Raw genomic sequence first — 22,259 nt, 5'->3', positions numbered from 1 at the left:
TTAACCTCTCAACGGCGACCCGTACCAACCTACCCAACAACCTGAAACAAATCAAATCCCTGAACCAGACCAGTACAAAAATCACTAAAAAGTAACCAACCAGCTACCTCCCGGCGACTCAGATAAACCTACACCCCACCCAAAGAAACACACAAATCCGCAGCACAAAGCTAGTTTTAGTGATAGCAGGCTATCTTTCCATCGGGCCCGTCGGTCACGCGAATCGCAGTATTGAAGATGGGCGTCAGGATATCGTCCTGCATAATGTCTTCGGCCGGTCCGAACTCAACGATCTGACCGTCCTTGCAGGCACAAATATAGTCCGCGTAACGCGCGGCAAAGTTGATGTCATGCAGGACCACGATGACCGTGCGGCCCAAATTCTGGGCAGCCTCGCGCAGGTGGCGCATCATGTCGACAGAGTGGGAAATGTCAAGATTATTCAGCGGCTCGTCGAGTAAGACATAATCGGTTTCCTGGCACAACACCATCGCGACGTACGCCCGCTGGCGCTGACCACCAGAGAGCTGGTCAAGGTAGCGGTGCTGCAAGTCTTCCAAGTGCAGGAAGCGAATGTACTTAGAGATGACCTCTTCATCGTGTTGGTTAAGCCGCCCCTTGGTGTAAGGGAAGCGGCCAAAACCCACGAGCTGGCGCACCGTTAGTTTAGTGACGAAGTGATTTTCCTGCCGCAAAATAGACACAATCTTCGCCAAATCGGCAGACTTACTGGATTGGATGTCATAGCCCGCAATTTCGATGCTGCCTTCATCCATATCGAGCAAGCGCCCGATCATGGTGAGCATCGTGGACTTACCCGCACCATTGGGCCCCACCAGGGCGGTGATACCTCCCTGCGGGATGGTCAGGTTGAGTGGACCTATGGCGGTCTCGGCGGAATAGGTTTTAGAAACGTTTTTTAATTCGATCACAGTCGGCCCTTTCGCATAATGACAAAGAGGAAGACGGAGCCACCCACCAGCTCGATGATGATGGACACCACACCTTGGGCGGTAAATACGTGCTGCATAAGGAAGTACGCCGCAAGCAACACGAGGAGTGCTAAGCCCACCGCCATCGGAAAGATGTAGCGGTGATCGTAGGTATCGGCGAGTTGATAGGCCAGCGTAGCTACCAAAAAGCCCAGGAAGGTCATGGGTCCGACCAACGCAGTCGTCGTCGCCATCAAAAGCGAGACCAAAATCAACGTGTAGGTTGCCTGCGCTTTATGGTTCACACCCAGGTTGGCACTGACATCCGCACCTAAGGCAATCACATTGAGTTTGCGCGCGTTGAGCACCAGAAGCGTGGTAGCGATGACCGCGATGGGAATAACAATGGGATAATACTCTGTTTCGGCGTTATTGACGGAGCCAAAAAGGCGCGCGGCCAGTATGTCGAATTCGCTGGGGGTAAGCATGCGCTGCATAAACGTAGACAACGACCCCAAGCCGCCGCCAATGACCACACCCACCAGCAGCATGGCGTGCATATTTTGCTTCCGATTGGTTAACAGCCATGAATAGAGCACTAAGGAAAGACCAACCATGACGGCCATCTGCATCAGGAATGTGGGAACGCTGCGGGCATCGTTAAGCCCGCTAGCGCCCAAGAAGAAAATAGTCGCGGTATTGATGGCAACATACAGCGACTCAAAGCCCATGATGGACGGGGTCAAGATGCGGTTATTCGTCACGGTATGGAAGGACACCGTGGCCATGGCTTGGCAGACAGCGACGACCGCCATGGCGATAAGGGCATCAGCACGACGCTCGGCGATGAGCCAAAACTTGCGGGTGCCAAATTCCATAGGATTACCATAGGCCAAGTACGCAAAGGCTAGCGCTACAGCGAGTCCCCACACGCAAGCCAGCGTGATCCAGTACTTCTGAGGCGGAGCGGACATCTTAGTTCGCACGGGTCGACCTCACAATCATGATGATGAAGACGACGGCGCCGATGACTCCGAGGATCACCGAAACCGGCATCTCGAATGGGGCGATAATCAGGCGGCCCGCCAGGTCACACACCGTGACAATGCCGATGCCTAACAGACAGACCCAGGGAACGTTGGATCGCAGGTCATCACCGCGCACCATCGAAACAATATTCGGCACGATAAGCCCCAGGAACGGCAACGAACCCACGACAACGGTGACCACCCCCGTAGCAATGGCGATAAGGCCGGTTCCCAGCAACAGCATGCGGTTATAGTTCAGTCCTACGTTAGTAGCAACATCCTCGCCCAAACCTACAACCGTTAGGCGGTCGGCATAGATATACACCGCCACGAGCACAAAGAGAACCAGCCACAGCACCTCGTACTGGCCCTTATATACCGCGGTAAACGAGCCCATAAACCAGATTCCCAGTTGCTGGAGCATATTCGTCATCAGGGCGAAAAACGTCGAGACCGCAGAGACCACAGCACCCAGCATGATGCCGATGATGGGCACGATAAGCGAGGAGCGCAGAGTCACCCGGCGCAAAAAGATGAAGAACACGATAGTGCCCAGGAAGGAAAAGATCACCGCACCTACCATCTTGGTCAGAATCGAGGCCGTGGGCGCGATGGACATGACAAAGAGCAGACCCAGGCCGGCCCATTCCGTGGTACCGGTGGTGGAGGGTTCGACGAAGCGGTTTTGGGTAAGGAGCTGCATGACGAGGCCGCTGACCGCCATGGCCGCGCCGGCCAGCACCAAAGCGATGGTGCGCGGCAGGCGGGTAATGCCGAACATGGCAGCACCATCATCGGCACCGAAGACGTCATACTGCCCAGTCAGCAAAGAAGCAACGAGCAACGCTGCAACGATCAGTACGCCGAGTCCCAGCTTCCAATCCCAGACTTTGGCGCGGGTGGTGATTTCCATAACCATTCTTTACAGAACTGAAAACCGGAGGGCACTAGTCCCTCCGGTTTCCGGTTTTAATGGTGACTAGTTCTTTTCAAATGCGTCTGCCATCGCGTTGAGGGTCTCTGTGAAGGTAATGATGTTTTCATTGGTGTAGGTATCCTGCGGAGCGGCAACGACCTTGCCTTCCTTAACGGCGGTAACGTTCTTGAGCGCCGCGGAGTCCTCTACCAGCTTCTTACCTGGGGTGTAGCCTGCCTCATCCTTGGCGATGGCCCCGTCGCGGTCCATGATGAGAATGTAGTCAGGGTTGGAATCAGCAATTGCCTCGACGGAGATGTCATCGCCCTCGTGGTCATCACTGGCGTTTTCCACCTCGAGAGAAGGCTTCATGCCCAGCAGGTCAAAGAATGGCCCGAAGAAGCGGCCCTTACCTGGAGCGATGTAGTTGATGTCACCACCGGTGGTGTTCACCGCCATGACGGTTTTCTTAGGGTCGTAGGCGTCCTTGGCGCGGTCCAGGGCCTTGTTGAAGTCCTCAACAAGCTTCTTTGCTTCGTCTTCGTGATCGAAAATCTTGCCCAGTGCTTCGGTCTGGCGAATGAGTTCTTCCGCCATGTCCTTATCGTCGCGGGGAGTGAAATCGAGTACCGGAGTATCTTCCATCAAAGCTTCGATATCGGCTTGGTGCTGGGTGAATCGCTGACCGTTGATGACGACGTCCGGCTCTGCGGCAACCAGCGCTTCCAGGTTGGGTTCGCGGTGCGTGCCCAAGTTGGCCTCGATAGTATCTTCGTTAATCTTGTCCGATAGGGTATGCGGAACGATACCAAGCGGGGCGGCCACGATATTGACGTCCCAATCCGCGAGGATTTCAAAGGCCCGGTTATCCGTTACCGCGACGCGCTCGAACGGTACGTCCAATTTATGGGTGCCGTTATTGTCTTCGATCTGCAGTGCGCTTTCCGATGTCCCCTTGTTCGAGCCCTGGTCCTCTTCTTCCGCGGTGCTACATGCGGTGAGTGCCAAGGAGGCGGCAGCTACGACAGATAAAAGAGCGCGATGAATTTTCTTCATTGTGCTTTCCTTATAGACGAGAAACATATACCCCAATAGTTATCTTAAGTCACCCTAACCAATCAAGGGTGAGGGTAACCTCCCCTATAGAACATGCTGCCGACCACAAAACGCACTACATGTGCGCTAGCTTGTCTGCTTCTCCGAATATGGACCGGACCCTAAGGGTAATGTCCCAGCTATAACTGAATCCAGCTGGTGCTCGCGGTGGATCTGCCGGGAGCTGAACCAGAACACTCTGACAGTGCAGTTAAAACCCTTTTCACGAGTCGCGACAAGAAAGAATTTCCTAAACTTTTAGGGTTGCCCTTAAATCATGGACACATAGTAGAGCTACCTAGTGGTTAGGCGGCTATTTCTTTTCTGCTGGTGGTTAGGCTGGCGTGGTTCTCGAAGTCGACGGGGCTGACCATCCCGAGGGCTTCAGTGCCGGCGTCGACGGTTGTAGACCACCTCAATCCAATAAGCCACAGCCTGACGCGCAGTATCGCGGGTTGGCCAGCGCTTCCGGTCGTAGAACTTAAGTCTTAAGCGTCGACCAGAACGACTCAGCCATCGCATTATCGAAACACACCCCAGTACGTCCCACCGACTGAGCAACACCTAGGTTGCGGCACCCCTCCCAGAGCTTTTCGCTGGTAAATTGTGTTCCCCGGTCAGCGTGAAACACCAGCCCGTCAGGAACATCACCGCGCAAGCGTATGCGCCATCCGCACCGGCCCGCTCAACCAGGTAAGTATCTTGCACGCTATCCATAGCCCAGCCCAGTACCCTGCGGGAATGACCATCGCGAACTGCGCATAAGTACAACCAACCCTCGCCGGTGCGCAGGTAGGTAATGTCCGACATCCACACTCGGTTGAGCGTACCGGTATCACACATGCGCTTGACCAGGTCAGGAAGAGTAGATTTACGCTTGGCTTGGATCGTTGTCACGGGCACAACAGCACGCGGTGACATCCTTCAATGCCCATCAGACGCATCCGCTTGGCCACAGTCTTGCGATTCACACTGATCTGGTAGCGCTCATCTAGTTCTGCGGTGATTCGCGGGGCACCATAGACCTCGTCGGAGTCTTTCCAGATCTGATGAATCTTGCAATCAACATCATCATAAAAAGATGTCCGATCATCTTTATCGGATAAGCGTTGCTGCTGCATATGAAACCATGTGTAGTATCCAGACCGAGACACCTTCAACAAGCGTGCCATACGCTTGATGCTGTAGTTAGCCTTGCTCTGGCCACATCAATTCGAACTTTTCTTCTCGCGTTGCTGTGCGGCGAAAAAGGCTGTCGCTTGTGACAAAAACTCATTATCCATCTTGGCATCTGCCAGCTCACGACGCAGACGAACATTCTCGGCACGAAGATCCGCCTGGCTTAGCCCATCCGGGGCCCCTCGCCGTTCGCGCTCATTTTTTACCCACCGGCCTAAAGCCCAGGTGCGACACCAATCTCCTTGAGCTGCATGAGCAATCGGGCGATGCGATTTGATTTCTCTTACGGACACACGATCCACACTAATCGGGCATTCATTAAACGAGGGTGACCTCAGTAGGCGGGCTTTTTCCTGGGACGGATGCAAGTGTACCCCAGGTTGGTCGCAGATTTTACCCCCGTTACCTGTAATTTTCATGTGGTTATGCAGTGACTACTTTTCTTAATTCAGGGCAGGTGAGTAACATAATCTATCGTTCTTAGTTAACTATTTGACGTTTAGGAGTGTGATTTTATGAGGTTTGCTCGTATGGCTATCGGCGGCGCGCTTGCCGTTGCGGCGACTGTTGGGATGACGGGTGTTGCTTCTGCCTATGATGAAGGGGACCACCCTTTCTTTGAGGAGCACCGTTTCACGGGTTCGTCTACGTCGGCTGCTGCGTTTCACGAGTGGTTTGCTGGCGGGGAGTTTGTGCGTCCTACCGTCGAAACTCGTGATATAACCGAGTTGAAGGTTAATGATTTTGAAACCGCTCGCGCGGGTGACGTGGTGTATAAGAATGATTCTGGGGAGTTCTGGATCAAGAAGCACGCGACAATCAAGTAGTTTTCGTTATGAACCGCTGGGACTATGTATAGTCCTGGCGGTTTTCTTTTCCAGCATTATTCCTAGTCGAGTTCTTTCCAGTATTTTTCGTGTTCATCTCCCTATTGGGTTAAACGACAAAACGCAGCCATTCTAGGCAAAAAAGGACGCTCACTTTGTATCAAAATGAGCGTCCTCATGGTGGAGCTGCCGGGACTTGAACCCGGGTCCTTCGTCACCTTGCCAGGGCTTCTCCGTGCGCAGTTCGCACGTTATCTCTGCTCGGCCCTCCGGTTCGGGCGAACTCGTACCGGATGATGGGCCCAGTCACCAGTAAGAGTCCCGTCTGGCCCTGCTGACACAGCCAGACGGCAAGTTCCTTAGTCGATGCCAGATTCTAGGTCAGGAACGAAACCTAGGCTGACAGACACGCGTCACTGTAATTAGGCAGCGAGGGCGTAGTCACGCTGAGAGTTCTTCTCTGCGTTTATTTGTTTGCTGCGACGCTTAAACGGTGGTCGATAGCCTTCACCGGCACGCTTCCCCTGGCGTAGTGTACGAAGTCGAAACCAAATCAACCCCATAGCACTGTAGGGACGGGATAGTGCATCATTCCCTACGGTTGTTCTAACACTACCGCAGACGCTTTTATTTCTCCAAGTGCTCTTCCAACCACTCTTTTAAGACCACCGCGTGGTTAATCGTGCGGTCGGCGGCGCCAAAGAGCAGCGTCAGGTCCCCCTCTTTGGCCAAGGAGAGCAACTGGGTGAGCTCTTCAGATTCGCGCTCATCGAGCTCGGCGCGGTAGCGGCGCGAAAACTCCTCGAAGGAATCCTCGTCATGGCTCCACCACTTGCGCAACTCGGGGCTAGGCGCCACGTCCTTGAACCACTCGTCATAGTCCAAGTCCGCCTTGACGATGCCTCGCGGCCACAGGCGGTCTACCAATACGCCCGTCCCAGAAATGGAGTCTTCGCCCTTGACTGCGTCGTGAACCTTTACCGTTTTAAGCATTAATCCCCTTCACGCGGCGGCCGAGTTCGCGGGTGATTTCGCGGTTTTGGTCGCGTCGCTTGATATCTTCGCGCTTGTCATAGTCCTGTTTACCCTGCGCAAGTGCCAGCGATAATTTCGCGTACCCATTTTTTAAATACACCTTGAGCGGCACCAGGGTTTTATTGCCATTGCGCACCTGTCCGTAAAGCTTGTCAATCTCCCGGCGATGCAACAAAAGCTTGCGGGTGCGGCGCGGACTGTGGTTGGTCCACGAGCCCATCGAATACTCCGGAATGTGTAAGTTTCGGAGGTAGACCTCGCCATTGTCAATGGTGGCAAAGGCATCGTTGAGCGAGATTTTACCCTCTCGGAGAGATTTGATCTCCGTGCCGAGGAGGACAATGCCGCACTCAAATTCTTCAAGAATCTTATAGTCGTGCCGGGCCCGGCGGTTCGTCGCGAGCGTGGCGTCCGCGGATGCCGCCTTTTTGTTCTTCTTGCCCTTTTTAACCATAATTGCCTCAGTGTACTGCTCGTTTACCGCACCCAGCAAACAGCTTAGCGGCGGACATAAGAACGCAGGGTGATCTGCGCGGTTAACGCCGTGACCGCCAGGGCGAGTAGGCCCACCAATGGCAGCGCCAGCCACAGGTCGCTGGACTTCATCGGTGCCAGCAACTGCGATTCGTACAAGCCCTGCAACGACGGATCGATCACTTGGGATTTCGCTACCAGTAGTCCGGAACCACCCAAAACCACACCGATGAGGGAGGCGAGCACAGCCTCGACCACAAACGGAGCCTGTGTCATCCAACGAGAGGCGCCCACCATACGCATGATCTCAGTTTCGCGGGTGCGGTGAGAGGCGGCGATTTGCACCATATTCGCTACCAAGAAGATAGCCGCAATGGACATCACGATGGCCACGATGAAGGTAGCAGTACGGATCGAATCCAGGTTTCCTGCCGCCGCACGCACCTCTTCCTGCTGATCCACAACCTCTTCTACTGCAGGGTTATCCCGCACGGCATCGATGGCGGAGGCCTCCTCCGGATCAACGAGACGCACGTGCAATGCTGCGGGCAGAGCATCTGGCGAAGTTTGTTCCACCATCACCGGATCCGTGTCCTGGAATAACTCGCGGAAGCGCTCGTAGGATGCCTCCCGGTTGCGAAATTCCACGGACTCTACGGAACTATCGGATTCCAACTGGTCCTTTAAGCCCGCGCAGGCGGGAGTGGTGCAATCTGCATCCGTGGCAGAAATCTCCTCGTTCAGCTGCACCATGACTACGACACGGTCCAAGTAGATATCTTTCGTATCCTTGGTGAGGTTGGTGACCATAATGCCGGCAACCACAGCTCCTACTGAGATGGCCGTAGTAATAATCATCGCAATAGTCATCGTCAGGTTGCGACCCAAGCCTTTGCTGGCCTCCCGGAAGATAAATCCTAGTTTCATGCCTGCTCCTCCTGCGCCGAATAGGCAGCATTGTGTTCATCGCGCACGAGCGTACCCTCACGCAATTCCAACACGCGCTTTTTGGCTTTATCCACGGCACGCGAATTGTGCGTAGACATCACCACGGTGGTGCCACGCTGGTTGATGCCCAGCAGCAAGTCCATGATCCCGTCGGCGGTGACGGGATCAAGGTTGCCCGTGGGTTCATCAGCAAGCAGCAGCTGCGGGCGATTGACCAAGGCGCGGGCGATAGCCACGCGCTGTTGCTCGCCGCCGGATAGCTCGTGTGGCATCGCGTGGTGACGGTTTGCTAGGCCCACCATCTCTAGCACCTGCGGCACTGCGGCGGAGATGCGCTTTTTGCTCTCACCGATGACCTCAAGGGCAAACGCCACATTTTGGTACACGTTCAGCTTGGGTAATAGCCGAAAATCTTGGAATACGTAGCCAATAGATTGGCGCAGGGCGTTTATATCCTTGCCGGCTAACTCGTTGACGTGGAAATCACCGAAGAATATATCGCCCGAGGTCACGTTGCTATAGCGCACCATGAGCTCTAGAAATGTAGACTTTCCGGAGCCCGAAGGACCGATGAGAAAGGCAAACTCACCGTCGGCGATGTCAAAAGACACCCCATCGAGCGCGGGGTGGGACTGAGCGGGATACACTTTAGTCACGTTATCGAAAGTAATCACCCCGCCACTGTACCAACCAAAGTTGACAGCAACCTGTGAACGCTTTTTAGTAGTGTAGTCTAGAGCACAAAATCTGGTACACAATGATGCCTAACCCAATCGACAGAAAGTGCCGATATTATGGCCGAGACGACAACCAAAGAAAAAGCGGAGAAAGCAAGCGGCTTTTTAGGCACCGTAGAAAAGATCGGCAATAAACTCCCCGATCCCTTCTGGCTCTTCGTCATCCTCGCGATGATCGTCGCCATTACCTCGTGGATTGGCCACCTAATTGGCATGAGCGCCAAGGATCCCAAAACGGGCGATATCATCGCGGTTGAATCCCTCCTGACCACTGAGAATATCTCGCGCATGGTCACGGACGCGGTGGTAAACTTCACCAGCTTCCCACCGTTAGGCGTTATCCTCGCCGTGATGCTGGGTGTGGCCGTGGCCGAGCAGTCGGGGCTCCTGTCCGCGCTCGTGCGCTCCATGGTGACCAAGGTCAGCCCGAAGTTCCTTACCTTTATCGTCGCCCTTGCCGGCGTGACTGGTTCCGTAGCTTCCGATGCCATCTATGTGATCCTCATCCCGCTGGGTGCGATGGCCTTCCACTCGGTAGGCCGCTCTCCCATCGTGGGCGCCATGGTAGCCTTTGCGGCGTCCTCTGCAGGCTTCAACGCCTCGCTGATCCTGAGCATCACTGACCTCCTGCTCGCCGGTATTTCCACATCCGCAGCGCAGTTTGTAGATGACGCTTACCAGGTCAGCCCGCTGGCCAATATCTTCTTCGTTGTCCCCTCCGCTATCATGCTAGCGCTTATCATCACCGCCGTCACGGAATGGTTCATGGTGAAAAAGGCCCGCGTTCTGGTAAACCACGAGAAGATTAATTACGAGGAGGTATCCTTCTCTCAGGCTGCAGGCGCTGCCGGAAACGAGGCGGACGAGGAGCCGAATGAGAACGAAGTTGACTTCGAGGAAGAAAAACACGCACTGCGGGTCAAGCCCGAAGAACAAAAGGGCTTGGCTGTAGCTGGTATCACGCTACTTATCTTCCTCGCGGGCTTTTTCGCCCTGCTTTTTATACCGAGCTCGCCGCTGGCTAGCCAAGAAGATAGCTTTATGGAATCGCCGCTCATTAGCGCGATTGCGGTTCCCATCGCCCTCGCCTTTATGGTCTGCGGCATCGTCTACGGCATCTGCGCCGGCACTCTAAAGTCCGCCTCCGATGTCCCGGACTTTATGGCCAAGGGCATTCAGACCTTGGTTCCCATGCTGGTGCTCTTTTTCGCCGTGGCCCAGTTCTTAGCGTGGTTCCAGTGGTCCAACCTGGGTGTCTGGACCGCGATTAAAGGCTCTGATTTGTTGCAAGCATGGTCACTACCCCCCATCCTGATGTTCGCTGCGCTCGTGGCCATGGTGGCCGCCCTTAACCTGTTCATCACTTCAGGTTCGGCTCAGTGGGCCCTGATGGCCCCGGTAATTGTACCGATGATGATGTATGTGGGAATCTCCCCTGAGGTGTCCCAAATGCTTTTCCGTATCGGTGACTCGCCGACAAATATCATCACCCCGATGTCGCCGTCTTTCGCCCTCGCACTCACCTTTCTCCAGCGCTACTACAAGCCGGCGGGCGTTGGCACGTTGATGTCGCTGGCGCTGCCGTATTCCATTGCCATGATAGTCGGCTGGTTTGGCTTCTTTATCGTGTGGTACCTGCTAGGTATCCCACTCGGACCGGGAGCACCGATGCACTACCCGGGTTAGCCTACAGAGCGCGGTTGAGTTTAATCCTCACCGCGCTCTTGTTGCATGCGCCACCGGATGCCGGCCTCCAAGAATCCATCGATATCCCCGTCGAGCACCTTGGTGGGATCTCCCATTTCGAAATTGGTGCGCAGGTCTTTGACCATTTGATACGGGTGCAAAACATAAGAGCGCATCTGATTGCCCCAGGAGGCATTGCCGCCGGAGCCAAGCGCATCGAGCTCCGCCCGCTCCTCCTGGCGCTTGCGCTCCAAAAGCTTTGCCTGCAAAACCCGCAGAGCAGAAGCCTTATTTTGGATCTGTGACTTCTCGTTTTGACAGGTGACCACGATGCCGGTGGGGATATGGGTGAGGCGCACCGCGGAATCGGTGGTGTTGACAGACTGCCCCCCTGGGCCAGAGGAACGGTACACATCCACACGCACCTCATTATCTGGGATCTCAATGTGGTCCGTTTGTTCCACTACGGGAAGGACTTCCACCTCTGCAAAAGAGGTTTGGCGCCGACCTTGGTTATCAAAAGGCGAAAGTCGCACGAGGCGGTGCGCGCCCTGTTCCACCGACAGTTGGCCGTACATATACTCGCCGTGCACTACGAACGTGGCGGATTTAATGCCTGCTTCCTCGGCATAGGAAATATCGTAAATATCCACCTTGTGGTTGTGCTTTCCCGCCCAGCGGGTATACATACGCATGAGCATCTCCGCCCAATCGGCCGCGTCTACCCCGCCGGCACCGGAGCGAATATTGATCACGGCCTCGCGCGGGTCATATTCCCCAGAGAGCATGGTTGTCACCTCGAGGGACTCGATAGCGCTTTCCAGCTCGGCAAGATCTGCATCGGCAACGGAAACGGTGCCTTCTTCCGCGGCGAGCTCATACATCACCGGCATATCATCTAAACGCCCGCGCAATGTCTCCAGTTTGCGTACCTTTGCTTGCACGCTTGATAGCTCAGAGGTGACCTCCTGTGCGTGGTCAGGGTTATCCCACAGCGAGGGATCCCCGGCCTGGGCTTCCAATTCCCGAATTCGCACAGCTAAGGCCTCCGGATCCATGACCTTTTCAATGGTGGTCAGGGTGGTATCCAATTGCTTGAGCCGTGTAATTACTTCGGGACGCATAGGCCCCAATCATACTCATCTAACCCACAGGATTAGCCATTGGTCGGTTTTAGGGTGACAATGGTGTGCATGGATCAAAAGCCAAGTGTGCAGGAGATGATAGATGCGGTCGCCAAAACGTTTATTGTCGCGCATGCAGACGATGGAAATGCCCATTTGGCGCAAGCACTTGTATATAATGCCGGACGCTTAGCTTGGCGCTTGCGCGAGATGGGCGTTTCGGTCGAGCAAAAAACCTCTATCTCTGATGTAGTCACGGATGCAGACCGCGCCGCCGAGCGCTTCATTGCCGGCGTGCTAGAGGCTGTGCGCCCCGCGGACGGCTTGGTGGGCGAGGAAGGCACAGCCCGCGAGTCTCAATCCGGACGCAACTGGGTGATCGATCCGGTCGATGGCACCTACAATTTCACCTCTGGCTCCGATTATTGGTGCTCTGCGCTCGCGCTTACCGATGTCTCCGGGGTCTGCCTCGGCGCCGTCCACCGCCCGGCCATGGGCTATACCTGGTTTGGCGGGCGCGACTACCCCACCTCACGAGATGGTAAGGAGGTTACCAAGCTGGCGGACAAGCCGGCGGAAGAAATCTCACTCTCGTCCTATCTGCACCCCACGTCGCTGACGGATCCCGATATTTGTGCCGCGTGGCAGCGGGTGACCGAAAACTTTGCTACAGTTCGTATGCTTGGTGCCGGTTCGGTGGACTTGGCCTGCGTGGCGGAAGGCACGTGGGGCGCATGGATGCAGCACTCGGTAGCGGATTGGGATTGGTTCCCCGGCAGGGCTCTCATCGAGGCCGCCGGTGGCGCAGCCCGCAAGGTAGAAGCCGGTGGCGTCGAGTGGTGCTTGGCCGGAAATAAACAGGTAGTTCAACAAATGGAGGAATGGCTCCGTGGGTAAGTTTAAAGAAGATTTAGGTCTCGCGCTCGAGTTAGCCGGTCACGCCGATGTGGTCACGATGCACCGCTTCGAGGCCACCGATCTTTCTGTTAAGGAAAAGCCGAACCTAACCCCCGTATCAGATGCGGATCTCAATTGCGAGAAGCACATCCGCGAATCGCTGCGGCGATCCCGCCCGCGCGATGAGGTTTTGGGGGAAGAATTTGGCGGCCAGGCCTGCTACGAGGGCCGCCAGTGGGTCATTGATCCCATCGATGGCACGAAGAACTTTGTCCGCGGTGTGCCCGTGTGGGCCACGCTTATTTCCCTGCTCGAAGATGGCGAACCGGTCGTCTCCGTAGTTTCTGCCCCTGCCCTGCGCCGACGCTGGTACGCGGCGAAAGGCGCCGGTGCCTACCGTGTCTTTGGTGGCGAACCGAAGCGTCTGCACGTATCCCAAATCGAGAAACTAGGGGATGCCTCTCTAGCCATGAGCTCGCTCACCGGCTGGTCTGATCGCGGATTGCGCGATAAATTCCTCAACCTGACCGATAAGACGTGGCGCCTGCGCGGTTACGGCGATTTCTGGTCCTACTGTCTCGTGGCAGAAGGCGCCGTCGATATCGCCACCGAACCGGAGGTCTCCCTCTGGGATCTCGCCGCCCCGTCTCTTATTGTGACCGAGGCCGGTGGTACGTTTACGGATCTGTCTGGCAATCCTGGGCCCCACGGCGGCTCAGCCGTTGCATCCAATGGCCGCCTGCACAAGGCGGCGCTCCAGATGCTGCAGGATTAAGGCCGGACCGAAAGCTTTAACAAGACTGGTTCGCGACGCCCGGCCTCAACCCCGGAGCAGCCGTCACCGTGCGAGCAACTACCGCAGCCGCCCGTAGGGCAGGAGGAAAGCGATTCGCGCACGAGCTGCGCGCTGTGCTCCAAGTGATCGAGGATGACCTCCACCGTACCCTGCCCCAACCCCGTCGCCCGGGCGATATCCGCGGGGATGGAGTAACCGCCGCGGATCGCGTCTTTTACCTTGTCTGTAGTGCTCATAGGAATAAACTCAGCACTTGGAAGACACCGACCGCCAAGGTCCAGGCCGTGACGAGCTGCAGGAAGAATCCGATAATCGTCCACTTCCAGCCAATTTCGCGCCGCTGCGCCGCCACCGTAGCCACGCACGGGGTATAGGCCAAAAGGAATACCATATACGCCCAAACCGCGGCCAGGCCGTGTCCGCCGGAGGCGGCATCAAAGTCGCTGCGGATGTAGTCAGCCAGCGAAGACTCGGCTTGCTCTTCAGGATCCGCATCCGTGACGTCATCGACGGCGTAGGTCTGAGCCCACGTAGAAATTAGCGCTTCCTTCGCTACAAAGCCGGTCACCAGCGGGCCAGTCAGAGACCACGAATCGAAACCAGCCGGCGCAAAAGCCGGGGATATCGCCTTCGATACCGCCCCATAGGCGGAATCCTCCGGCGGGATACCTTCCTCATCAAAGGAATGTCCACCGGTAACTGGGATGGACATGAGCAGCCAAATGACCACCACCGTGGCCACAATGATGCCGCCCGCAGTGTGCAGGAATCCCTTCAAGCGCACCCACATCACTGAAAACGATAGTTTAACCGTGGGTAGCTGATACGACGGCAGATCAATAACAAGCGCCTCGGACGGCATGGCGCGCCAGACCGTTTTTCGCATCGCCAGCCCCACGGCGACCACCAGCGCGATAGACAAAACGTACATGCCAAAGACGGCTGATCCGGCGTGATCGGGGAAAAAGACCTGTGCCAGCATCATGAAGACGATAAGGCGCGCCGAGCACGAGGTGAAAGGGATGAGCAGGCAGGTCAGGATGCGGTGGCGGAGATCGCCAAGTACGCGCGTGGCCGAAATCGCCGGCACATTGCAGCCGTAGCCCACCACGATAGGGATGAAGGCCTTGCCAGGCAGGCCAATCGAACGCATCACCCTATCGGTGACCACCGCGGCGCGCGCCATGTAACCGGAATCCTCCAGTACCGCCAGACACAAAAACATCAGCGCCAGCAGCGGGGCAAAGGTCAACACCATACCGACGCCTCCGATAAGGCCATCAACAAGCAGGCCCGTAATCAGCCAGTGGTCAAGGCTAATGGCTTCTAGCCCGGCGCGGACCGCGTCCGAAACCGGACCGGAAACAAGTGCCTCGAGGCCATCCTGCATGGGCCCCGCCACCGTGGTGGTAATGAAGAAGACCGCCCACATCACCGCCAGGAAGAGCAGTGGACCTACCACAGGGTGCAGAACCACGCGGTCGACGCGCTGGGTGCCGGTCTCGCCCACGTCCACACGGTGTACCGCGGCCTTTTCAGCGGCGTCAAGAGCTGCAAACCGCTCGTCCAGGCCGGAATCCTGACGGATGACGGTCGGTTCGGCACGCATAGCCTGTGCCACGACGGTTTCCAACCCGTCGAGGTTATGTCGACGGCGGCCATTGACGCTGACCACAGGCATCCCGGTAACACGGGAAAGTGCATCAACATCGATGCTGATACCCTGCCGCTCGGCCATATCCTCCTTGGTCACGCCGATGATCACGCGGTATGGTTCTGCGGCAATTTGCAAGGCTAAATTAAGACCGCGAGCCGGGGCCGTTGCATCCACGAGCACCACGACGACATCGGGGCGCTCATTGACGGGACAATCAATAAGCATCTGCCTGGTAAATGCCTCATCTGGGCTCATGGGGTCCAGAGAATAAGCGCCGGGAAGGTCGATAATATCGAAGGCCTCTGGCTGTGCATTCCAGAGCCCGCGGCTGACCTCGACGGAGGTGCCCGGCCAGTTGCCGGTCTGGACTTTCGCGCCAGTCAAAGCGTTAAAGAGTGTAGATTTTCCAGAGTTAGGCGCGCCCACCAGCGCGAGCACCGGCGTGCCTTCCGCTGCTATCCGCATGGTCGAGGTGCTGTGGCAGCTTGCTGGGACCGTAGAGTTATGTGCCATTGCTTATGCCTCCACCGGAATGACTTCGAGTTGGCGCAGCGTGTGCGCATCCACGGCATAGCGGGCCGTGCCCACGCTGACCACGCGCGCACCTCCTGCTACCTTCCGACCGATCTGCACGCGGGTGCCTGGCCGAAATCCCAATTCGCGCAGCCTAACGGCCAGTGCCGGTTGGGTCTCAAGCGCGCTGCTTAAACAATCAGCTGACAGCTCAACAACAGCGTCGGTGGGTGCTTGGTCCGCACGCATAGGCCCGGCTTCTGGCGGTGCGGAATGAGATAAGGAAAAGCGCTTCTGCATGGGGAAACCTCGGTTCAAACTAAGCTGCGGAAGCGTTATCCACAGCAGATAGTAACTAACCCTCAACGGGAAATAGGTCATCCCGATTTTACTTTATGTTCTTTGCTACACACAAAGATATCCTGCGCTTTCCTCCGCTTTAGCAGGACAGATACACGTGATCGCCCTATAGAAATAGTGAATGAAAAAGAGCCCCGCGCGGCCTTCAAAGCCGAACGGAGCTCTTTCTACTTAGCGTTTATGCTTCGGGCAAGGTAAACCCTACGCCTACGCCTCCCCGGCGATTGACATCTGCCAAGACAGCATCCATATTCGTAGCGGCAGTGGGGTTGTGAACCGGGCCCTGCAGCGGGGTACGGCACGGGAAGTTTACCGGCAAGAAGCCACCGGAGATGGAACCGATGAGGCGATCGTTTGCGAGCAATGGCGCGCCGGAATCGCCCATCATGGCGCAGACCTGGTTAACCTGGATGTTCTGCGCCTGCTGGTAGGTCATGCCGCAGGTCTTGCCAGTGGCAACACCCTGCTTGCACACGGTCTCACCAGGCCTTACGGCCCCGCCCAGGGAGTTAACGGTAACTCCGTTATAGGTGCGGGTGACCTCAGCATTAGAACCGAATTCGATCACCGCATAATCCAGGTTGGAGTTCTTGGACACGATGGTGCCGGTCGGACCGATGTGGTAAGAATCTGCCGAGGTAATGGCATCGCCCTCATTGCCGCAGTGCCCGGCAGTCAGCCCCACCTTGCGGCCAGCATCGTCATAGCCGGCAACGCTCAAAGTGCACATAACCTTGTCATTAACATAAATGGGGGTGCCAGGTCCATACAGGGACTTGCCCTGATTCATGGCCACATCGGATTCCTCAGGAATCCGCGGAGCATCGAACCAGGAACCTGGCACGCGGTGCAAGACAAAATCCGCGTCAGGCTTGCCCGCGGCCACTGTGGAAAAAATATCACTTTTCCACCGGTAGTTGGGGTTAGTGCCCAGCGGCTTTTGCTTTAACTGGGTGGGTTGTTCCAGGAGCCCGAGGGGATTCGGATTGGTGACCGGCTCCGCATACTGGTTTCCCTGCCAGGCGTTTTGCGCCACCGTGTCGCGCGCGTTGTGCAAAGTGGAATCCACGCTACCGGCAACCTGCCTATCCAGTTCCGGGGCCTGAATGTCAGAGGCCGCGCGACCATCGCGCACATGGTGGAAAAACCCAGCGGAATCAATATCCGCTTGGGGCAATTCTTGAGCACCTACTGCCGGGGAAGCCAAGAAAAACACACCAGCGAAAGCCGAGCCCACCAGGACTTTTTTGAGGTGCGAAATGCCAAGCATAAAAGTACCTTCTTTCAATTGTGAGGAACGCGCTAGTTACATCCTGACATGAATTACGTGTGAACGCAGTAAAGTCCTGTGACCTTTTCCAAGCCTTTACAGTTCTTTCAGGTTTCGGGGGTGCCCGCACGATTAATCCGCCCCAAAAACTTGCCGATTCCCTATTCTTTACCCCATGAGGTTTCCCAAAATGCGCTTCGGTGCCTGAGATGCCAGAGCCGCTTTCCTATACCGATACCGCCGGATTCCCGCGACTGCACATGAGCAGGGTTATCAACACCGATTTCGATACCGCAGCCCACCGGCTCTTTCGCTGGGACATCCAGCGCAGCGGCCTTTTTCGCGTGCGCCCCACCCATCCAGTTGTCCAAGAAGGCGCCGAGGTCACCATGAGCCTTGGCCCGTTTCACTTTCGCTGCCGTGTGGTCAAGACTTTCACGGACGAGGGTCGCTGCGGCTTTACCTACGGTACCCTGCCCGGACACCTCGAACGAGGCGAAGAAACCTTTACACTAGAGCGCCTGCGCGATAGGCGGACGCTGCTACTTATTGATTCCGCCTCTGAGCCTTTCCTGCCCTTCGTGCGCCCGCTTGTCGATATCCCCCGCCGGCTTCTTATCCGCAGGTTCTACCTACACGCGCTGGACTAATACGGCAGCCCAAAGGCCTCCTATTTACTACTTGCGTTTCTCATCGAGGCTATCGCGCGCGTCGCGCACAACATCCTTGACGCGTTCGAAGAAACCACTCTTCTTACCGGTCCCTTCCTGGTATTCCTGCACCTTGTCTTCCACGAAGTCCTTGGCACGGTTGATAGCCTCTTCAACGACATTGCCAGCCGCGGTGCCCTTGTCCTTCAGGTCATCGAAAACATCGCGCTCGCCATCTGCCGTATTATCTTCGCCCTCGCCCGGGACGTGCTGTGCGGGCTCTGAGTCCGCAGTATCCTCATCCAGCTTTTCCTGCAGGTCCGGCTGCTCGGAGGCGGCGGCGACGTGCTCTTGCTCAGCACCGGCAATTACATGGTTCTTTGGCTCGTAATCGCTCTGGGTCGCAGCATCATTGTGCTCACCTTCCTTCACGGTCGTAGCAGCGCTGGTGGCTCCACTTCCTGCGGCTGATGCCCCGGCTGCACCGTCTGCCGCAGCCGTGCCGGATTCAATCTTGTTGCCGTTGGCATCAGTAGAGGCCAGGTAGGTAAATTTCTCGCGGTCCACATCCACTTCATGTCCAAGGGCCCGTGCAGTCTCTTTAGCCATTGCTTTATACTCCTTAACTAGATTTATTCTTTACCTATCCTAGCGTCCCAGAAAATTCAGGTGGGTACATGGGAACCGGAACTAAATGAACCCAGAAGGCTCTTTCGCGCGATTGGGGTGACCTGCCTATAGATAAAGGTGCGGATGAGCGTTAGGGTGTCCAAAACAACCCGTTTCACCAAAACTGGCCCGAAAAATGGACAAACGCAGTCATTATGAACACTCAGCCGCCGAGCCCGGATAACGTCACCGTCGAAAAGGCACTCACCCACAGCACGGACTAAATATTGTTCGCCTTCTTTACCGTGTTCACCACGCTTATGCAGCCACCGCCCCGGCTCCCGCGCGGGACCGTGGTCCGCACATGAAAGGTTAAGCCGGGAAATTTTGGCCTACCGAGGTTTTTAATTCCTACCGAGGTTTTTATTTAGGAATTCGTTTCTGCCTCCAGAACGAAAAGGTGCTTGCCCCAGCCAACAGCCGTGGCAGAAGAAATACGAGCGCGGCTATCAGCAACTGCAGCGCCGATATCCTCCTGAGTAGGCACCTTGGTCCCAAACATGGACAGCCTCACCATGTCTTCTTCATAGGAATGCTCATCCCCGCCGGTTTCCTCGAGAACCTCGGAAAGAATATACGCCCGACAGAACCTTTCTCCTCTCATTGCGCGGCCTATTTGGGCAGCCACCTCTTTGCCACCTAAGACGCTCCAGGGATCAATGAAAACTACATCAGTTGCCCAAGCATAGTCGGTTTCGGTGGAATAAAAACTGCTTCCATCGCCACTCGTCTCGCATCGTTCACGCGAGGATGCTGCGATTTCCCTAAGCACTGTTTCCGAGGAAGCATCGGTGATAATCCGGCTCTGGACCTGCTCACATCGCCGGAGGATCTCATCTGCATATACTGCACCTCCCTGGCCAATGATCAGAACGCGAGCGGTGTCGTCCAGGTGCTGCCGCAGTGCCTGTGCTGCGGACGGAGCAGTCCACCCAGCACTCACGTTCTTTTGCTCAGAGCGCTCGGCGGCGAGTTGTGGGTCACGGCTCACATATTCTGACCACGGCAATCCCCTTTCGCCTTGCGGTGCCGACTCACCGGTACGAAGGCTGTGTTCTAGGCGCATCAGCGCCATCGCCTCAATATGCGCGGGCCCACTTAGCCAACGCACCACAGTGGAGTCCGGGTCCGCCAGTTCCATTCCCATTGCGGTCAACGCGAGGGTGGACTCGCTGATTTCGACGAGTTTGAGAGCAGCCAGATAACGGACAAACCTCCGCAACGCTTCCTCGTGCAAGTCCGTCGCAGCAGCAAGGGCAGAAACAGTATTTGCACCCGCATCAATCTCTTGGAATAGACCTAAACGTACGGCCGTGCGGAGCGCAAAGGCCGAATTCAACTCAGCCAAATCATGAATAGTGTGCAAAACACTATTGCTGCTGCTCGTTGCGCTTTCCGTGCCGTCTTTCCGGCTAGTGCGCCGCCAGTATCCTGTAATTTCCTGATGCTCAGGAGCGATCCCGGAAGCTTTAAATAAACGCCGCAGTGGCTTGAGCCGGGAAGCCTCCCCTGCCGCCCATACATATGCTTCTCCGCCGGGCAACAGTGAATTAGCGGGTTGTTCAAAGAGCCCGCAAGTCTTTTCTACGAAGTCCTCACCCTGATCACGTATCGCCCAATGGATCTGTACTGAATCCGAAATTTCTAAATTCTGAATATCAGCGGTTGTCGGAACCTCGATCACCGCGATCGCTTCATGCCCAGTCGGGAGTGTTTCCAAGCAGCGGCCAATTGCCGGGAGTGCTGTCTCGTCGCCTGCTAAGAACAACCAATCGGTATGCGTAGGTAACTGTGCACAAGACTTCGGGCCTGCTACAAAAATGGCATCGCCGATTCGGGCATTCTGTGACCAATTCTCGGCCAAACCCTCACCATGGCGCGCGAAATCTATTACTAGTTGTCCGCCAACAGCGTCAAAGTGGCGAACCGTGTATGTCCGGAATAGGTTTTTAACAGTTTCTGGCCACAGCAAGTTGCCATTGTCTTGTGCTATTGGGTGCGGCCGCTCTCCAGTTTCCGGATCCGGAAAAATGAGCCGAACATCGTCATCAAAACCATTGCTTACCAGGGAAGGAACGAAAATACCATCGCGGTCGTGCTCCTGCAGCTGCTCTCCGCTGAACGTAATGCGCCGCATGGCCGGCGATATATCTTCTATATTTTCCACATACAATTCCCGGTAAGAAATCGGATAAATTTCCTTATTTCTACTATTTCTGGGCATAATTAGGGTTAACGTCCTTCCCGATCGACATAACTTTTATTTCACTTTTCAACGGCTTTGTTTTTTAAGTGGCTTTTCCGGACCTTTGAGCGCTTTTCACTGTGCCAATAATGGCGCGACCCCGAAAAGTGGGCATATCCAAGGTCGGGCCAGCATAGAAACCTCAGGCGTATACCCAGTACAAAGCGGGAAAATGGAACCTCCACCAAAGTTGGGGCGTATCCTAAAAGTTTTCCTTTAATGCATGTCGCTGCCGCCACGTTCGCTAAAATCTAAAGTTTACTTTCACTATGCAAGGTACGACATTTCAAGAAAGTCCTCAAGACTCCAGTATCCAGGGTCAAACCAAGCAACGCATTCGTCGACTTCGAGTGCGACTAAGTGGTCAGGCAATAAGATGAGGAAATCATTTATCTCGGTGCGGATTCGTTGGCGTTGTAGCTCTTGTGCGACTCGTTTTGTGCTGTCCTGTGGGGTCTCGGCGGGGCGACGATTAAGGTCAACGCCATAGAAAGTGTCCGTGATTGGCGTCTCCATGTACTTCATTTCAACGGTGACGCACTTACCATCCTCCACGCAGCACACAATCTTGCGGCCAGGATCCCCGGGTTCTAGTGTTTCGATATCGACCCAGCCTTCAAACTGTTCCTCATACGTATCAGCAGTCAGCTCAGAGTAATAACATGCTTTAGTAGCCTGGGTTACCGTCATACCGGGTTTTACGGGCAAGGGACAGGTACCTTCAATATTCATTTTCTCGATGCACTTCCTTCTTCGTCGGTTGTTTAGTACGTCAAGGCATTTGGTTAGGCTGTTGCGTAAGTCAGACTGCGCACTCGTGAGGTTACCCTCGTTTAGTGGACACCCTATTAGTACGGATCTTGTGTCCGTAGGAGAGGATGTTCATTGTGAGTTCGTCAAGGAAGAAGTACACCCCGGAGTACCGGCAGGAGGCCGCCAGACTGGTCATTGAGTCCGGGCGCCCAATCGCTCATGTGGCTAAGGAAATTAGCGTATCAGCCACAATTTTAGGCAGGTGGGTCAAACTCGAGCGGCAACGCCAAGGCTCGGTAGATGGCCGCAGTGATGCCGATATACGAGCCGAAAACGCTCGCCTGCGTCGTGAGTTAGCTGAGGCCAAGATGGATAATGAGTTCTTGTCAAAAGCCACCGCCTTCTTCGCTTTGAGGCAACGCGATCGGAAAAATTTGAGCTAATACAGCCAGAGCAAGGCGAACTACA

25 protein-coding genes and 1 other RNA gene are annotated in these 22,259 nt (G+C 55.7%); 6 read left to right on the top strand and 20 right to left on the bottom strand.

All coding sequences use genetic code 11. The features are described from left to right. Positions 1 to 176: 176 nt before the first annotated feature. The 7 genes from D9V82_RS10795 to D9V82_RS10755 all read right to left on the bottom strand — a co-directional run bounded on the left by D9V82_RS10795 (position 177) and on the right by D9V82_RS10755 (position 5,443). Complete coding sequence (locus D9V82_RS10795) at positions 177 to 932, bottom strand: iron ABC transporter ATP-binding protein (RefSeq protein WP_121912370.1); 756 nt, start codon at positions 930 to 932, stop codon at positions 177 to 179. Next, complete coding sequence (locus D9V82_RS10790) at positions 929 to 1,906, bottom strand: iron chelate uptake ABC transporter family permease subunit (RefSeq protein ID WP_121912369.1); 978 nt, start codon at positions 1,904 to 1,906, stop codon at positions 929 to 931. The genes D9V82_RS10795 and D9V82_RS10790 overlap by 4 nt, the downstream gene beginning before the upstream one ends. Position 1,907: 1 nt before the next feature. Beyond that, complete coding sequence (locus D9V82_RS10785; protein WP_121912368.1) at positions 1,908 to 2,873, bottom strand: ABC transporter permease; 966 nt, start codon at positions 2,871 to 2,873, stop codon at positions 1,908 to 1,910. A 66-nt stretch (positions 2,874 to 2,939) separates the two neighbouring features. Continuing rightward, positions 2,940 to 3,932, bottom strand: a complete 993-nt coding sequence (locus tag D9V82_RS10780; RefSeq protein ID WP_234457453.1) for a siderophore ABC transporter substrate-binding protein — start codon at positions 3,930 to 3,932, stop codon at positions 2,940 to 2,942. A gap of 603 nt (positions 3,933 to 4,535) precedes the next feature. Next, positions 4,536 to 4,868, bottom strand: a complete 333-nt coding sequence (locus D9V82_RS12765; protein ID WP_239088596.1) for a DDE-type integrase/transposase/recombinase — start codon at positions 4,866 to 4,868, stop codon at positions 4,536 to 4,538. Next, entirely contained in the window at positions 4,865 to 5,092 is a 228-nt protein-coding gene (locus D9V82_RS10760) for a helix-turn-helix domain-containing protein (protein WP_167449802.1), read from the bottom strand. Before D9V82_RS10760 ends, D9V82_RS12765 begins: the two co-directional genes overlap by 4 nt. An 87-nt stretch (positions 5,093 to 5,179) precedes the next feature. Then, entirely contained in the window at positions 5,180 to 5,443 is a 264-nt protein-coding gene (locus D9V82_RS10755; RefSeq protein ID WP_239088597.1) for a hypothetical protein, read from the bottom strand. Positions 5,444 to 5,665: 222 nt separating this feature from the next. On the opposite strand from D9V82_RS10755, the gene D9V82_RS10750 reads away from it, so the two are divergent. Beyond that, on the top strand, positions 5,666 to 5,977 hold the full coding sequence (locus D9V82_RS10750) for a hypothetical protein (protein WP_147444095.1): 312 nt from the start codon (positions 5,666 to 5,668) through the stop codon (positions 5,975 to 5,977). 178 nt (positions 5,978 to 6,155) lie between these two features. Here D9V82_RS10750 and ssrA read toward each other — a convergent pair. The 5 genes from ssrA to ftsE all read right to left on the bottom strand — a co-directional run bounded on the left by ssrA (position 6,156) and on the right by ftsE (position 9,108). After that, positions 6,156 to 6,538, bottom strand: a transfer-messenger RNA (tmRNA) gene (gene ssrA, locus D9V82_RS10745). Positions 6,539 to 6,604: 66 nt separating this feature from the next. Next, positions 6,605 to 6,970 (bottom strand): DUF488 domain-containing protein, encoded by a 366-nt coding sequence (locus tag D9V82_RS10740; RefSeq protein ID WP_121912363.1) that lies wholly within the window; start codon positions 6,968 to 6,970, stop codon positions 6,605 to 6,607. Then, a complete protein-coding gene (smpB, locus tag D9V82_RS10735; protein ID WP_121912362.1) occupies positions 6,963 to 7,466 on the bottom strand; it encodes an SsrA-binding protein SmpB in 504 nt (167 codons plus the stop codon). The genes D9V82_RS10740 and smpB overlap by 8 nt, the downstream gene beginning before the upstream one ends. 44 nt (positions 7,467 to 7,510) lie before the next feature. After that, positions 7,511 to 8,413, bottom strand: coding sequence for a permease-like cell division protein FtsX (gene ftsX, locus D9V82_RS10730; RefSeq protein ID WP_121912361.1), 903 nt, complete (start codon positions 8,411 to 8,413; stop codon positions 7,511 to 7,513). Continuing rightward, positions 8,410 to 9,108 carry a cell division ATP-binding protein FtsE gene (gene ftsE, locus D9V82_RS10725; protein WP_121912360.1) on the bottom strand — a complete coding sequence of 233 codons (699 nt, stop codon included), beginning with the start codon at positions 9,106 to 9,108 and terminating at the stop codon, positions 8,410 to 8,412. The genes ftsX and ftsE overlap by 4 nt, the downstream gene beginning before the upstream one ends. Positions 9,109 to 9,228: 120 nt before the next feature. On the opposite strand from ftsE, the gene D9V82_RS10720 reads away from it, so the two are divergent. After that, entirely contained in the window at positions 9,229 to 10,857 is a 1,629-nt protein-coding gene (locus D9V82_RS10720; protein WP_121912359.1) for an AbgT family transporter, read from the top strand. Between the two features lie 20 nt (positions 10,858 to 10,877). Here D9V82_RS10720 and prfB read toward each other — a convergent pair whose 3' ends face one another. Next, on the bottom strand, positions 10,878 to 11,981 hold the full coding sequence (prfB, locus tag D9V82_RS10715; RefSeq protein ID WP_121912358.1) for a peptide chain release factor 2: 1,104 nt from the start codon (positions 11,979 to 11,981) through the stop codon (positions 10,878 to 10,880). A 60-nt stretch (positions 11,982 to 12,041) separates the two neighbouring features. On the opposite strand from prfB, the gene D9V82_RS10710 reads away from it, so the two are divergent. Next, positions 12,042 to 12,878, top strand: a complete 837-nt coding sequence (locus D9V82_RS10710; RefSeq protein ID WP_121912357.1) for an inositol monophosphatase family protein — start codon at positions 12,042 to 12,044, stop codon at positions 12,876 to 12,878. Further along, positions 12,871 to 13,653: a histidinol-phosphatase gene (gene hisN, locus D9V82_RS10705; RefSeq protein WP_121912356.1), complete on the top strand. Its 783-nt coding sequence runs from the start codon at positions 12,871 to 12,873 to the stop codon at positions 13,651 to 13,653. The genes D9V82_RS10710 and hisN overlap by 8 nt, the downstream gene beginning before the upstream one ends. Here the strand turns inward: hisN and D9V82_RS10700 are convergent. The 4 genes from D9V82_RS10700 to D9V82_RS10685 all read right to left on the bottom strand — a co-directional run bounded on the left by D9V82_RS10700 (position 13,650) and on the right by D9V82_RS10685 (position 17,474). Then, positions 13,650 to 13,910, bottom strand: coding sequence for a MarR family transcriptional regulator (locus D9V82_RS10700; RefSeq protein WP_121912355.1), 261 nt, complete (start codon positions 13,908 to 13,910; stop codon positions 13,650 to 13,652). The two genes, hisN and D9V82_RS10700, sit on opposite strands and share 4 nt — an antisense overlap. Next, entirely contained in the window at positions 13,907 to 15,844 is a 1,938-nt protein-coding gene (feoB, locus tag D9V82_RS10695) for a ferrous iron transport protein B (protein ID WP_239088598.1), read from the bottom strand. Before feoB ends, D9V82_RS10700 begins: the two co-directional genes overlap by 4 nt. A gap of 3 nt (positions 15,845 to 15,847) precedes the next feature. Next, positions 15,848 to 16,144: a FeoA family protein gene (locus D9V82_RS10690; RefSeq protein WP_238402047.1), complete on the bottom strand. Its 297-nt coding sequence runs from the start codon at positions 16,142 to 16,144 to the stop codon at positions 15,848 to 15,850. Between the two features lie 238 nt (positions 16,145 to 16,382). Beyond that, positions 16,383 to 17,474, bottom strand: coding sequence for a S1 family peptidase (locus tag D9V82_RS10685; RefSeq protein ID WP_121912353.1), 1,092 nt, complete (start codon positions 17,472 to 17,474; stop codon positions 16,383 to 16,385). A 209-nt stretch (positions 17,475 to 17,683) separates the two neighbouring features. Here D9V82_RS10685 and D9V82_RS10680 point away from each other — a divergent pair, with 209 nt between their 5' ends. Further along, positions 17,684 to 18,124, top strand: a complete 441-nt coding sequence (locus D9V82_RS10680) for a DUF1990 domain-containing protein (RefSeq protein WP_121912352.1) — start codon at positions 17,684 to 17,686, stop codon at positions 18,122 to 18,124. A gap of 27 nt (positions 18,125 to 18,151) precedes the next feature. Here the strand turns inward: D9V82_RS10680 and D9V82_RS10675 are convergent, their stop codons facing one another. From D9V82_RS10675 to D9V82_RS10665, 3 genes are all read right to left on the bottom strand, one after another. Next, on the bottom strand, positions 18,152 to 18,733 hold the full coding sequence (locus D9V82_RS10675; RefSeq protein WP_121912351.1) for a kinesin: 582 nt from the start codon (positions 18,731 to 18,733) through the stop codon (positions 18,152 to 18,154). A 427-nt stretch (positions 18,734 to 19,160) separates the two neighbouring features. Beyond that, positions 19,161 to 20,960, bottom strand: coding sequence for a siderophore-interacting protein (locus D9V82_RS10670; RefSeq protein ID WP_244208160.1), 1,800 nt, complete (start codon positions 20,958 to 20,960; stop codon positions 19,161 to 19,163). 345 nt (positions 20,961 to 21,305) lie between these two features. Continuing rightward, positions 21,306 to 21,770 carry a hypothetical protein gene (locus tag D9V82_RS10665; protein WP_121912349.1) on the bottom strand — a complete coding sequence of 155 codons (465 nt, stop codon included), beginning with the start codon at positions 21,768 to 21,770 and terminating at the stop codon, positions 21,306 to 21,308. 155 nt (positions 21,771 to 21,925) lie between these two features. Here D9V82_RS10665 and D9V82_RS10660 point away from each other — a divergent pair, with 155 nt between their 5' ends. Next, complete coding sequence (locus D9V82_RS10660; RefSeq protein ID WP_238996158.1) at positions 21,926 to 22,234, top strand: transposase; 309 nt, start codon at positions 21,926 to 21,928, stop codon at positions 22,232 to 22,234. The last annotated feature ends 25 nt before the right edge of the window (positions 22,235 to 22,259 follow it).

The sequence above is a fragment of the Corynebacterium macginleyi genome (genome assembly GCF_003688935.1).
GTDB classification, from domain to species: Bacteria; Actinomycetota; Actinomycetes; order Mycobacteriales; family Mycobacteriaceae; genus Corynebacterium; species Corynebacterium macginleyi.
The sequence above is the reverse complement of the archived record's forward strand: the minus strand, read 5'-3'. Positions and strand labels throughout refer to the sequence as shown.

Coding starts and splice junctions, on each gene's coding strand:
- D9V82_RS10680 (WP_121912352.1), top strand. CDS start 17,684: ATGCCAGAGCCGCTTTCCTATACCGATACCGCCGGATTCCCGCGACTG.
- D9V82_RS10700 (WP_121912355.1), bottom strand. CDS start 13,910: ATGAGCACTACAGACAAGGTAAAAGACGCGATCCGCGGCGGTTACTCC.
- D9V82_RS10785 (WP_121912368.1), bottom strand. CDS start 2,873: ATGGAAATCACCACCCGCGCCAAAGTCTGGGATTGGAAGCTGGGACTC.
- ftsX (WP_121912361.1), bottom strand. CDS start 8,413: ATGAAACTAGGATTTATCTTCCGGGAGGCCAGCAAAGGCTTGGGTCGC.
- D9V82_RS10690 (WP_238402047.1), bottom strand. CDS start 16,144: ATGCAGAAGCGCTTTTCCTTATCTCATTCCGCACCGCCAGAAGCCGGG.
- D9V82_RS10760 (WP_167449802.1), bottom strand. CDS start 5,092: ATGCAGCAGCAACGCTTATCCGATAAAGATGATCGGACATCTTTTTAT.
- D9V82_RS10685 (WP_121912353.1), bottom strand. CDS start 17,474: ATGCTTGGCATTTCGCACCTCAAAAAAGTCCTGGTGGGCTCGGCTTTC.
- D9V82_RS10710 (WP_121912357.1), top strand. CDS start 12,042: ATGGTGTGCATGGATCAAAAGCCAAGTGTGCAGGAGATGATAGATGCG.
- smpB (WP_121912362.1), bottom strand. CDS start 7,466: ATGGTTAAAAAGGGCAAGAAGAACAAAAAGGCGGCATCCGCGGACGCC.
- D9V82_RS10720 (WP_121912359.1), top strand. CDS start 9,229: ATGGCCGAGACGACAACCAAAGAAAAAGCGGAGAAAGCAAGCGGCTTT.
- D9V82_RS10665 (WP_121912349.1), bottom strand. CDS start 21,770: ATGAATATTGAAGGTACCTGTCCCTTGCCCGTAAAACCCGGTATGACG.
- prfB (WP_121912358.1), bottom strand. CDS start 11,981: ATGCGTCCCGAAGTAATTACACGGCTCAAGCAATTGGATACCACCCTG.
- D9V82_RS10750 (WP_147444095.1), top strand. CDS start 5,666: ATGAGGTTTGCTCGTATGGCTATCGGCGGCGCGCTTGCCGTTGCGGCG.
- D9V82_RS10740 (WP_121912363.1), bottom strand. CDS start 6,970: ATGCTTAAAACGGTAAAGGTTCACGACGCAGTCAAGGGCGAAGACTCC.
- feoB (WP_239088598.1), bottom strand. CDS start 15,844: ATGGCACATAACTCTACGGTCCCAGCAAGCTGCCACAGCACCTCGACC.
- D9V82_RS10790 (WP_121912369.1), bottom strand. CDS start 1,906: ATGTCCGCTCCGCCTCAGAAGTACTGGATCACGCTGGCTTGCGTGTGG.
- D9V82_RS10675 (WP_121912351.1), bottom strand. CDS start 18,733: ATGGCTAAAGAGACTGCACGGGCCCTTGGACATGAAGTGGATGTGGAC.
- D9V82_RS10780 (WP_234457453.1), bottom strand. CDS start 3,932: ATGAAGAAAATTCATCGCGCTCTTTTATCTGTCGTAGCTGCCGCCTCC.